Here is a 12,494-nt window from a genome sequence, read left to right on the forward strand (position 1 = left end):
GGCAGCGAGACGACGCCAACAAAAACAGCAGCGCTGAATTAGAGGGCGTTAAGACCGACTAAACCGGCTTGGCTTCCAGAACCGGACGTAAGGTGCCGGTGGAAATGCTGGCTTCCTGAATGGACTTCAGTTTCCAGACCGCCTCGTTGCCATCTCGATAAGCAATGGAAATTTTAACAGTCAGCTTGCCGTCCTGCAAGGCATGCACGTTCAGCTTGTTGTCTGGTTTTAAATCCAGCGAAACCCGGTTCACGGGGCGCCAGGTTTTCAACAATCGGGAAGGAAAGGGCTTATCCGGGGTGGCCAGCTTTTGAGTAACCACCGCAATGGTGTTGTTGCCAGACACAAACTCCGCCTTCACCGCCAGAAAATTCAAATCACGGGTAGAGTCATTGGAAAGCTGAACGCTGACCGTTGGCTCAAACTCGCCGGTCACCTCATCCATGTCATTGTCAATTTTCACGCTGGAAACGCTGACCGGATACAAGGAATCCAGAGAAATTTTGGCATCCTGACTGATTTTATCCGCCTCATCCAGATATTTTTTAGCCTCTTCCGGCTGTTTGGCCTTGCTTAACTGCTGGCCTTTTTCCAGCAAGGCATTGGTTAAACGCAAGCCCACCACGTTGGGGCTGACATCAAACGCCTTACGGAACCAGGTAATGGAGTCATCCAGCCGGTTGGTGCGGGAGTAAATTTCGGCGATTTGCACCAAGGTATCCGGCAAATATTTGTAGCGCAAGGAGATTTTCAATTGCTGAATGGCCGTATCATATTCCCGAATGGCGATTAAGCGCTCGGTATAAGATTGAATGGCTTCCACCATACGCTCTTCAATGTTTTGTTGCGCCTGATAGTCGTTCACATAGTACAAAGCGGTCTGATATTTTTGAATAATCTGGGCATAATCCTTGGCATCCGCCTCATACAGGGTGTTGCCCCAATGCTCGTACAGTTCAAACAAGGCTTGCTTCAAGGCCACGTCATCCCGGTTTTTACGCCAAGCCTGGGTCAGAATTTTTTCGGCCCGGCCAAAATCGCTTTGCGCCATGGCCACTTTGCTCATGGCCACTTCCGGGGCGGTATCCTTGCTTTTGTTTTTCAAGGAAGCGGCAATTTCAAATTCCTGCTCGGCTTTGCGCCGCTCATCCAGTTGCAGGTAAGCCTGCCCCAATAGCAAGTGACCCTCATAGCTATCCCGGTGATGGGTAACCAGGGTTTGGAATGTTTTGGCGGCCCAAGCCACTTTGCCTTCCATCAACTGGGTTTTGCCCCGGTTAATCAAGTCCTCCTCATCCGTGAAGCGGAACAATAGAAAACCGGAAAACACAAAGCCCGCCAATGCGATGGCGCTAATCACCGTGGTCAGGTACTGAACACTGGGATTCAGGTAAAAATTACCCAAAAATATCTGTCGTGGCCGACGCCGACGGCTGTATTTACTCATAGCCTCTCTTGATGAACTTTCCGCTCTGTCAACGGCTGCTCTATCTCTTTCATTTATTCTACCAGACCACGGGCCTGTTGCCACAGCTGACGCCAAAAGGAATTTGCAGAAAGCGTTTTTGCTTTCTTTTCAGCCATGGCCAAGGTTCTTTCATAGCGGTTCACCAACTGCCCCAATTCAGCGCTGGGCGTGCCACTGTCTCCCATTCGCTTTCTATAAATGCTCTCCAAAGCCATCAATTCAACGCTGGCCGCCGAAATAACCCAATAGGATTGCCCGTAAAAAAACCGCACCAACCGTTGCCAAAAGGCCGAAGAAGAACGGCTCCACTGCTGCTGAAGTCCACCCATCATTTGAGAAAGCTGGTAACACAACACACCCATGGGAATCGCTTCCGCCAACTGCCAGCTCACCCGGCGTTCATGATTTTCCAGCACCCGCAGCCGGTGCTGCACCGCCGAAATACGCTCTCGCAAATCGGGTGAAGGCTGATCCAGCCTTTTATACTTAAACAGTAAGCCCTGTAGTTCGGCAATCTCACCATCCAACCGCTTTTTAACAACCCGCAGCCGAAAAACCGGGGTGGGCAAATACTGTTCCAGCCCGGAGGGCAAATCCACATCCAGACTGTTCAGAAACTGTCCGGTGGTGGCATGTTCTGAGGGCTGACGCCGTGGCTTGGCGGCATTCACAAAGCTGCCTCGTGGCGGAGTCGGAGCCACCGGCGCTGGAGGGGCCTGCTTTTGTTCGTTCAAATGCTGGGCCACATAAGCCCCCAAAGAAACAGGATGTCCGCCCAAGGGACCCAATGGACTTGCCTCCTGCTTGAAAAGCGGGGCGGATCTGGGAGAATGGGGAAGAACACGCTCTTCCTCACCCGGTTTTGATGAAGGGGGTCGATCGTTTTGGAAAAAAGTCATGGAAACTCCTGTGGGCGCACCTTCCTGATATCGGCACCCGGTCACCAAACTTGAATGGTGAACTAAGCACGACCCGTTTCAGAACAAGTGAACGGGTTAAGCGTCCTCCAAACACAAAGCAGCATACCTACAGAGCAGGATAATCACTTTATGAATGAAATCAGGGTTCGGCGCGCCAATGAGCATAATTTGTCCGATGTCAGCCTGACGATTCCCAGAGACAAACTGGTGGTATTTACCGGGGTGTCCGGCTCTGGCAAATCTTCTTTGGCCTTCGATACCATTTTTTCGGAAGGACAGCGGCGCTATGTGGAAAGCCTGAGTTCTTACGCCCGCCAGTTTATCGGGCAATTTGAAAAGCCTGATGTGGAGAGCATTGAAGGCTTATCCCCCGCCATTGCCATTGACCAGAAATCGACCTCCAAAAGCCCCCGCTCTACCGTGGGCACCGTGACGGAAATTTACGATTACCTGCGCCTGATTTACGCCAAGGCTGGCACCCCACACAACCCGGACACCGGGGAAGCCTTAACCACTCACACCTTGCAAAGCATTTACAGCGCGGTTCGCCGCTTACCGGAAAGGGGCAAGCTGCAAATTCTGTCTCCCGTGGTGCGGGGCCGAAAAGGCGAATACAACGCCCAGTTTCGCCAATGGCGCAAAGAAGGCTATGTGCGGGTACGCATTGATGGCCAAATGCACCTGCTGGAAGAACTACCGGAAGATTACCGGCTCGAGCGCAACAAGCGCCACGATATTGAACTGATCATTGATCGGCTGGTGCTGAAGCCAGATGATACCACCGGACAGCGCCTGATGGAGGGGCTGGAATCGGCCCTGAAAAAATCGGATGGCTATGTGCAGGTTCAACTGGTGGGGGCCGATGGGGCCACCACTCAGGATTACAGCTTTTCCATGCACCTCTCCAGCGGTGGAGATGACGACGAGGGCAAGGCCGCCATTGAGGAAATGTCGCCCCGGCTGTTCAGTTTCAACTCGCCCTACGGGGCTTGCCCGCAATGCCAAGGGTTGGCCGTACAATTTGAGATTGCCGAAGATTTGCTGGTACCAGAACCCGATAAAACACTGGAAGAAGGGGCCATTGCACCCTTTGAAAAATTTACAGGCCGCTACTACGCCACCTTCATTAAAAAACTGGCCAAAAAACACGGATTTTCCACCACCATTCCCTTTGCCAAGCTAAAGGCAGAAGAGAAAAACTTTTTACTGTACGGAGAATTCAGTAAAAAAGTAAGCGGCGATACCCTGGTTCACGAAGGGTTTGGCTTTGCCGGAGAAAAAGACGAGGATGAATCGGACTGGTTTGACTTTGTGGGCGGATTTGACGGGGTGATTAGCATTATGAAGCGCCGCCTGCAACATGGTAGCGACAGCACCAAGTCGTATATCCGCACCTTTATGAGAGAGCGAGAGTGTGAGGCCTGCCACGGGGCCAGACTCAAGCCGTTTAGTCTGGCGGTAACTCTGGGCAATCATCAGCAGGGCAAAAATATCCATCAACTCTGTGAACTGTCCATTCGGGATGCCTTGCTGTTTGTGCAAAGCGTGCCGGACACCCTTAGCGAGTTTCAACTGACCATTGCCCGGCAACCGTTGCACGAGGTCGAGCAACGGCTGCGCTTTTTGCTGGAAGTGGGGCTGGATTACCTCTCTCTGGCACGTCCAGCGGCCACCCTGAGTGGGGGAGAAGCCCAGCGCATCCGGTTAGCCTCCCAGCTGGGGGCCACTATGTCTGGTATTCTGTATATTTTGGATGAACCCAGCATTGGGCTGCACCAGCACAACAACAACCAGCTGATTCAAACCTTGCAAAAGCTGCGCGATCAGGGCAACTCCCTGATTGTGGTGGAGCATGACGAGGACACCATCCGGGCGGCGGACTGGGTGGTGGATATTGGGCCGCAAGCCGGGGTACACGGAGGGCGCATTGTGGCGGAAGGCTCTCCCAAAACGGTGATGAAAAACCCGGAATCCCTGACCGGGCAATATTTATCGGGCAAGCGCAGCATTCAAATTCCCGAAAGCTTGCGGGCAGGCAACGGAAACAATCTGACCGTCCACAAGGCCCATTTTCATAACCTGCAAAACATTACCGTTCACTTTCCGCTGGAAAAACTGATTTGCGTCACCGGGCTGAGCGGCTCCGGCAAATCCACGCTGGTGTTTGATTTGCTGTACAAAGCGGTGCGCTATCACTTTGGCGAGCATTTGGTGAAGCCGGACGGCTACCAGAAAATCACCGGGCTGGAGCATCTGGACAAGCTTATTGATATTGATCAGTCCCCCATCGGGCGCTCCTCCCGAAGTAATCCGGCCACTTATACCGGCATTTTTGATCCCATTCGCAACGTGTTTACCAATAGCGAGGCAGCCAAGGTGCGAGGCTATAAACCGGGACGCTTCAGCTTTAACGTGTCCGGCGGACGCTGCGAAGCCTGCAAGGGCGATGGGGTCATTGTAAAAGAAATGAACTTTTTGCCGGATGTGCATATTACCTGCGAGCTGTGCAGCGGCAAACGCTACAACCCGGAGACGCTGGAAGTGCTGTACCACGGCAAAAACATTGCCGATGTGCTGGATATGACCGTGGCCGAGGCCTACGAATTTTTCCACACCCTGCCCCGCATCCAGAAAATGCTGGGCGTGTTGAATGACGTGGGCCTGCATTACATTAAACTGGGACAGCCTGCCCCTACCCTATCCGGGGGAGAAGCCCAGCGGGTGAAGCTGGCCACCGAATTTTGCCGCAGAAGCACCGGCAAAACCCTGTACCTGCTGGATGAACCCTCCACCGGCCTGCACTGGGCGGATATGGAAAACCTGCTGCATATCCTGAACCGGCTGGTGGATCAGGGTAACACGGTGGTGGTGATTGAGCATAACCTGGACTTCATTAAAGTGGCCGATCATGTCATTGATATGGGGCCAGAAGGGGGCACTCGGGGCGGGTATGTGGTGGCGGAAGGCACACCTGCTGACATTGCCCGCTGTGAAGATTCCTACACCGGGCAGTTTTTAAAGCGATATTTTAAATAAACGCTGCCTGCTATTATTTGGCTATTTTTTAATGGGCGGCAGCAAGCGGTCATCCAGCTCGCTGTCCTGAATCATCTCGTTCAGCTCAGTGGCCAGCCGGGTTTGTTCTTCCCCAAAAGAGGGCGAAACACTTTCAGCGGCAGCGTTGGGGGCCAGCGCCACCAACCCCACTACCCGATTGTTGGCCTGAGGCAACAGGGCCACGGCACCGGGCATAACGGTAGTAACGGCCTGCTGGCCAGTGGTTTGAACCGTGGTATCCACCACCGTATATTGCTTGTTCCCCGCCACGGTAACGGGGCGAGGATTGGTAAACTGAAGTTCCTGCAAGCGGCTACTGCTGGCCTGAGCAGCGGCGGTTTTTAAAAGCTGGGCGGCCAGCGTTTTGAAATAAGCCTGCAATTGCGCCTTCGATCCGTGTTGCAACACCTTCATTTCGGCGGGGCTGGCTTCGGTATCAAAGGCAAGCACCACACTGCTTTGATCGGTGGCGATTAGCACGGCCAGATTTTTCATTTTGGGCTGATTCAAGGGCAGCCCCATGGCCACATAGCCAGAGGCCGGATAAGTGGAGCCAAAAATGTTTTTAACCGAACCGCCGCTGGCTTTTTGCAAGGCGTTCCAGCCCATGGACATGGCAATAACCAGCACCACCGAAATGACCGCCAGCAAGCCCAAACAGCCGCCGCAGCCAATCAGCCACTTTTTACGGGTACTCATCCCCCCACCGGGTTGCTCAGAAGAAACCAGTTCTACAGACATTGCCTATTTCTCACCCATGCCAACAACCAATGATGTTTATTGTAAGGGCAGTGGGTAATCAGGCATAGAGGCCGTCCCTAATAAAAATGCCGCATTTTCTGAAAGCAATCCAGAAAATGCGGCTAGCGCAATATTTAAGAAGTTTGAGAGAGAAAGAAAGATTGAAAGAGAGAGATTGAAATTTAAATTTAAAACCCAGCCTAGTCTTTTTTATTCAGCCTTGTCCTTGTGATTATATAAAAACAATTATTTGACAGCCTGGAACAGCTTACGAAGTTTTGTAAATACAAGCCCCATCCACCCAGCCCTACCCGCTCACTACGGGGGCAAAATCAACTTAGATGAGAGCCCCACCCTCCGTTGGCGCTCAGGATGGAGAGACACCCACGCCTAGAGGCAAGTCACTCCAATAAAAATGCCGCATTTTCTGAAAATAATCCAGAAAATGCGGCTAGCGCAATATTTAAGAAATTTGAGAGAGAGAAAGAAAGATTGAAAGAGAGATTGAAATTTAAATTTAAAACCCAGCCTAGTCTTTTTATTCAGCCCTGCCCTTGTGATTATATAAAAACAATTATTTGACAGCCCGGAACAGCTTACAAAGTTTTGTAAACGAAAGCTCCATCCACCCAGCCCGATCCGCTAACTAAGTGCGGGGGGCGATCAACTTGGGGGGAGATATCTCATAAACCCGTTGAGAGGGGTTATCTAACAAGAAAATACGGTTTAGCACCGGATCATAATCCATTTGAAATTGGCCCACAGTGCCAGTGGCAGAACTGCCCAAATCCGTCAGGTCAATGGAAAAATCCAGTGTGGTGGCACCCGTGGCACGGGCAATTTTGTACACATCCACATAATTGCGGCCACCGCTGGTGTACACCGAATTCAACAGCACATAAAAATTACCGCTCACCGGCTCAATAAATAAGCCACTCATGTAAAGTCCATCGCTAAAGGCGGCAGGCATGCTCCAGTAATCGGTATTCAGCACCGCCCCGGTCACAGCAGCGGTCAGCTTGCTTCTTTGCTCAATGCGAAAACTGGGAGTATGGTTCAGGTTGTAAATATAATCGGGATAATTGGAGTTATACGCCCAGCCTCGGTAGTGGCCGATGCTACCGGGAGCAACTTTTATAAGGGGCGTCAACAGGGGGCCATTATTCAAGTTAAACCGATAGTAATGCGACCCTAAAGTAAAGCAAGATACCGTATCGCCATTGCCTTCCACCGCCAGCCAATAGGGTTTGATAGTGTTATCGTTAATGGTGAAGGGAATATCCACAAACACCCCGTTGCGTTCGGTGCGAAAAATTTGTGAATGCTCTGAAGAGGTAAGCAGCAAAACCTGATGCGCCTTGTCCCAAGACAGCCCACGTGGGTTATACCCCGTGGGGAAAGCCACATTGACCGCCGGATCGGTGGAAAAGCTTTGCACCAGTTGGCTATCTTTAACCCCCGGCGCCACGGCGGGCAAGGTGCTGCGTACCAAACCTGGAGCCGCCGCAATAAAAATATAGGTGGGGAGCGCTCTTATAGCCTCCGGGCTACCCGTGCCCGTGGTGAACGAAAAGTTAGCCAACACCACCTTGCTGGCCGTTTGAGGAACCCTGGCAGAGGTCGCCACACCGAACCAACTGTTTGCCGAACAGCTTACCGAGGCAGGCGCGGCGTCTCCACTGCCCAAAACGCCGTTGGCATTGGTATCCGTAAAATCCCAACAATCGTTGGAAGCATGGGCATACAAAAATTTAGGGGTACCGGACAGGCGATATTTATTGAAGCCAGACACCCGATACGGCGACTCCCAGGAGGCTCCCCCATCCAGAGACAACTTGAGATAGGGAATGGTGTTAGCGCCCCCAAACAGGGGGCAGGTGGTATCGGTACCGGTGGTTTGTACGGCACTGTAATAGCAGAGCCCGTATACTTTTTTAAGGGCGTTGCCGGTATTAAGATCGTGCGTGGTGTATTCCAGTCGTCGGTTGAAGGAATTGGGGCTAATATAGGCTCCCCGGTGCAAATCATCCCGAATATCCTGCAGAACCGAGTGCACTTCGCTGGCTTCCTTAAAGCGCATGCTCAGGGAATTGGATTGCACGTTGCTTTTTACCACAAAGTTGGAAATGGAAAGCAGAACAAAACCCATTAAGGCCATGCCCACCAAAATTTCTACCAGGGTTAAACCCGGCAGGGCAGGCTGTTTAAATTGGGCTTTTAAATACGTCAACAGTCCTATCTCCACCGTTATGTCCTTTTAATAATGGTAATGGCATTGATAAAAGAGCTGGTGTGGGTCGCAGCGCTAGCGGCGCTTACTTGAATATTTAAAACCCCATCGCTTACCATCACATCAAACATTTGCACATTGCCGCAATAATACCGGTTGCCACAACGTAAATAGGCGTTAGAAGGGTTGCCAGGGTTCATCAACTTGCCTTCAATGGTAATATCCATCAAACGCCCCGGTTGGTTATTTTCTACAAAATATAATTTAACGGTGTAAAGCCCGTTTGAAACATTGGCGTTGTAATTAAACGCGGCGGCAGTTCTAACAACACCATATTGATACATTTCCGCATCAGGATGAGAGGGCAAATTAACAATACTGGTATTGTCCCCATAGCCTGTAGGAACAACCATCAGGCCAGGTACCAGGTTGGCGGCATCATAATTATTGGAAGGCTCCCACCACTGACCGGAAGCATCTACCCATCCCAAGCGGCTAGCGGGGTTATTAAAGCGAACCCGCATCACATCCCGCTTAAAGTTAATCCGGGTTTTGTAACGGGGGGCATTGGCGGCATCGGCGGCGTTGTTGTACAGGTAAAAATAAACCACTTTTTCAAAAACGCTGGAAGCAGCGGTATCCACCACCCGCCGATAGGGCAGGGCCTGCCCGGATTCGGTAACGGTGCTGACCAGAGCGTTGCTGTAGCTCTGCACAAAATAATCCCGATCCACATTGGCCTCATCCATAATGCTGTTCATTAAAATGCTGCGGCTGGATTGCAAATAGGCCCCACGGGCGTTGCCTGCGGTTTGGCTCATTAGCACCGTAAAAGGCAGTATGGTAATGGATAGCATGGCCACAATCAGCAGCACCTCAATCAGGGAAAACCCGGCCGCCGTGCGACATTGGCCCCGTGGAGCGGCGGGGGCCAAAGCGGCGAATAAATTCTGGATTGAAAATCGCATGCGGCAAGTTCACTCAAAATTGGGGTGGATGGATCTCTTCCTATTATCGGGGGTTTTTCCCAAATCTTGAGTTTAAGTTTTTTCTCCCCCAGCCCAGCGCATTCCAAAGCCCCACTGCCCCAAACAGGGCCGCCCACCCGCACCCAAACAACCTGCGCTTGGGCCACGCCTACCATTTTTGCGACAAAATGGGCGACGAATGGCTAAAGCTCCGTCTTCAGCGGGGTTAATACGGGGTATCTTGCAGGCGAATATGGGGGTTTTTCTCAACCATGTAATTCATGGCCCATTCCCCTTTAATCAGGGCTACGGGCCGCCCGTCGGCGTCTTCGGTTTTGCGGGCGTTTACAATCCATTCCACCTTGTCCAAATCGGCAGGCTCACCCACCAGCCAACGGGCATGGGTGTATTCCATTAAATGTTCAATCTGGGTTTCCACGTTGTACTCGCTTTGCAAGCGGTACTGCACCACCTCAAACTGCAAACGGCCTACAGCAGCCAGTACCGGGTTCCGCTGACCGGAATCCTGAAAGTACATGACCTGAATGGCCCCTTCCTGCCGCAGCTGATCAATGCCTTTTTGGAACTGCTTGTACTTGGAGGGGTTGGGGTTTCGCAGCAAGGCGAAACATTCGGGCGAAAAGGTGGGAATGGGCTCAAATTCAACCACCGGCCCCACGCAAAGGGTATCGCCAATAGCAAATTGATCGTTGCTGCTTAAGCCCACAATATCGCCCGCATAGGCTTCGTTGATGGTTTCACGATCTTGCCCGAACAGCCGGTGAGAGTGAGAGAGCCGAATGATCTTGCCGGATCGGGGGTGCTTTACCTGCATATCTCTGGCAAACTGGCCGGAACACACCCGCATAAAGGCAATGCGGTCCCGGTGCTGGGGGTCCATGTTGGCCTGAATTTTAAAAATAAAGCCGGAAAAATTGTCCGCCGCCGGGTCCACTTCGCCCACACTGGCCTTGCGATGGGTGGGCATGGGCGCTAACTGCAAAAATTGCGATAAAAACAGCTCAATGCCAAAGTTATTGGCCGCACTGCCAAAGAAAACGGGGGTCATTTCCCCACGGAGGTATAAATCGGTGGAAAATTCCTCGCCCGCCATATCCAGAATTTCAATTTCTTCCACCAGCTGATCGTACACATACTCGGGCATGCTGGCCTTGACTGCCGCATCATGCACATCGCCCACCGAAACCGGGGCTTTGTACTTGCCGTGACTAGTGCGCTCAAAGGTGTGCAACTGTTTTTCCCGACGATCGTAAACCCCTTTAAAGGTATCGCCCATCCCAATGGGCCAGTTGAAGGCACAGGTGCGAATGGCAAACAGTTTTTCCACTTCATCCAGCAGTTCCAGCGGTTCCCGCCCGGGGCGATCCAGCTTGTTAATGAAGGTGACTACCGGAATGCCCCGTTTTTTACAAACCTGATACAGCTTTTTGGTCTGGGTTTCAACCCCTTTGGCGTTGTCCAGCAGCATAATCACGCTATCGGCGGCCATCAGGGTGCGATAGGTGTCTTCGCTAAAGTCCTGGTGGCCCGGCGTGTCCAGCAGGTTAATGTGGAAGCCGTCATACTCAAAATTTAGCACCGTAGAGCTAATGGAAATTCCCCGCTGACGCTCCAGCGCCATCCAATCGGATGTGGCTTGGCGTTGCTGTTTTTTGGCCGCCACAGAACCGGCCAGATTCAAAGCCCCCCCGTACAGCAACAGCTTTTCGGTCAGGGTGGTTTTCCCGGCATCCGGGTGAGAAATAATGGCAAACGTGCGACGTTTTTGAACCTGGCTGGCAAAACTCATGGTGGGCATTCCACAATCAAATTAAAGGGGGGATAAGGGCCTTATCCTAGCACGAAGCGCCTTTTGCTGGCCTGTTAAAAAGTTACAATCGTTTACATCTTTAAAGGTTCAACCCATGGCAGCCGATTACCCAAACAGGCACCCCGCCTATTTTTAAGCAGAAGGACACATCCATTGGGTTTAGGAGCAAGCCAAGCCAGATTTTTGGCCCTGACCGCCCGCAAGAGCGATCTGGAACTAACCGGGCAGCAAATCAACCAGTCCCGGCTTCAACTGGCCAATGTCACCAATAATCTGTTCACCTCCGTCAGCAACCTGGAGCCAGACTCCACGGAGGCGGTGCAACTTCAGCTGCGTATCAACGCCCTGCAATCGCTGGATAAATCGCTGGAATTACAACTGCGCCGGGTGGATACCCAGCAACAGGCCGTGCAAACCGAAATTGAAGCCGTGCAAAAAGTCATCGACAAAAACATTGAGCTCTCCTTCAAAACCTTTGGTTAACGGGGTACTCAATGGCTTTCCTCAAGTTTGTGGGCTTTGGGTCGATATTATAAATCGACACTATAATAAGTAGAGTTTCGCCTCAGTGAAGGAAAGCGTTTATGCCGGGCTTGAAACCCTTACAATCCAAAGCGGGCTTTACGCTGGCCGAAGTTTTAATTGCGCTGGCCATTTTAGCGGAGATTGCCACCTTTACCATTCCCAAAATACTGAACGCCCAGCAGGACGGGCGTAACAACGCCATTGTTAAAGAAACGGCAGCCACATTTTCTGCCGCTTTTGAGCAACATAAACTCAACGGCAGGCTAAGTACCAGCACCACAGCCATTGATTTATACCAATACATCAATTACCTTGGTATAAGCGCCGATAGCTCTTTAAGTATTGATAGCGTCCAAACCGCAACCACCCTTGTTTGCGATGCCCCACACCCCTGCATCAAACTTGCCAATGGTGCTGCTGTTTATACTGGACAGTATTCATTTTCTGGAACCCAAACCACACAGGCCATCACCTTTGTCGTGGACCCAGACGGACGAGTAACCGATGGCACCACCAACGGCCCCGGAAAGTCGGTTCAGTTTTTCATTTATTACAACGGACGCCTGACCACACGTGGCGCCGCAGCCACCGGCACCTATTATCACCCCGGTACTTATAACCCCGACCCCACTGTAGACCCGCCCTGGTTTAGCTGGTAGAATGCGCCTGCAATCAGCTTTCTTATTCAAGGTTTTGGCAGGGGGGTCGATATTCATTCAACAAGCATTATGACCACAGGAGCGGTTTAGTGCCC

At 51.8% G+C, this 12,494-nt stretch carries 9 protein-coding genes; 3 read left to right on the top strand and 6 right to left on the bottom strand.

The features are described 5' to 3' along the window. Positions 1-58 precede the first annotated feature (58 nt). Positions 59-1,447, bottom strand: a complete 1,389-nt coding sequence (locus ACEW81_RS00585; protein WP_373531014.1) for a tetratricopeptide repeat protein — start codon at positions 1,445-1,447, stop codon at positions 59-61. A 53-nt stretch (positions 1,448-1,500) separates the two neighbouring features. Then, positions 1,501-2,367 (bottom strand): hypothetical protein, encoded by an 867-nt coding sequence (locus tag ACEW81_RS00590; RefSeq protein ID WP_373531015.1) that lies wholly within the window; start codon positions 2,365-2,367, stop codon positions 1,501-1,503. A 150-nt stretch (positions 2,368-2,517) separates the two neighbouring features. On the opposite strand from ACEW81_RS00590, the gene uvrA reads away from it, so the two are divergent. Continuing rightward, positions 2,518-5,424: an excinuclease ABC subunit UvrA gene (gene uvrA, locus ACEW81_RS00595; protein WP_373531016.1), complete on the top strand. Its 2,907-nt coding sequence runs from the start codon at positions 2,518-2,520 to the stop codon at positions 5,422-5,424. A gap of 21 nt (positions 5,425-5,445) precedes the next feature. Here the strand turns inward: uvrA and ACEW81_RS00600 are convergent, their stop codons facing one another. From ACEW81_RS00600 to ACEW81_RS00615, 4 genes are all read right to left on the bottom strand, one after another. Then, on the bottom strand, positions 5,446-6,186 hold the full coding sequence (locus ACEW81_RS00600) for a hypothetical protein (protein WP_373531017.1): 741 nt from the start codon (positions 6,184-6,186) through the stop codon (positions 5,446-5,448). 646 nt (positions 6,187-6,832) lie between these two features. After that, a complete protein-coding gene (locus tag ACEW81_RS00605; RefSeq protein WP_373531018.1) occupies positions 6,833-8,416 on the bottom strand; it encodes a PulJ/GspJ family protein in 1,584 nt (527 codons plus the stop codon). A gap of 17 nt (positions 8,417-8,433) precedes the next feature. Then, complete coding sequence (locus tag ACEW81_RS00610) at positions 8,434-9,384, bottom strand: malectin domain-containing carbohydrate-binding protein (RefSeq protein WP_373531019.1); 951 nt, start codon at positions 9,382-9,384, stop codon at positions 8,434-8,436. A 226-nt stretch (positions 9,385-9,610) separates the two neighbouring features. Then, a complete protein-coding gene (locus tag ACEW81_RS00615) occupies positions 9,611-11,203 on the bottom strand; it encodes a peptide chain release factor 3 (protein ID WP_373531020.1) in 1,593 nt (530 codons plus the stop codon). 165 nt (positions 11,204-11,368) lie between these two features. Here ACEW81_RS00615 and ACEW81_RS00620 point away from each other — a divergent pair, with 165 nt between their 5' ends. Both ACEW81_RS00620 and ACEW81_RS00625 read left to right on the top strand, forming a co-directional pair. Continuing rightward, positions 11,369-11,698 (top strand): hypothetical protein, encoded by a 330-nt coding sequence (locus ACEW81_RS00620; protein WP_373531021.1) that lies wholly within the window; start codon positions 11,369-11,371, stop codon positions 11,696-11,698. 101 nt (positions 11,699-11,799) lie between these two features. Further along, positions 11,800-12,399: a type II secretion system protein gene (locus ACEW81_RS00625; protein ID WP_373531022.1), complete on the top strand. Its 600-nt coding sequence runs from the start codon at positions 11,800-11,802 to the stop codon at positions 12,397-12,399. The last annotated feature ends 95 nt before the right edge of the window (positions 12,400-12,494 follow it).

The sequence above is a fragment of the Vampirovibrio sp. genome (assembly GCF_041737375.1).
Classification (GTDB): domain Bacteria; phylum Cyanobacteriota; class Vampirovibrionia; order Vampirovibrionales; family Vampirovibrionaceae; genus Vampirovibrio.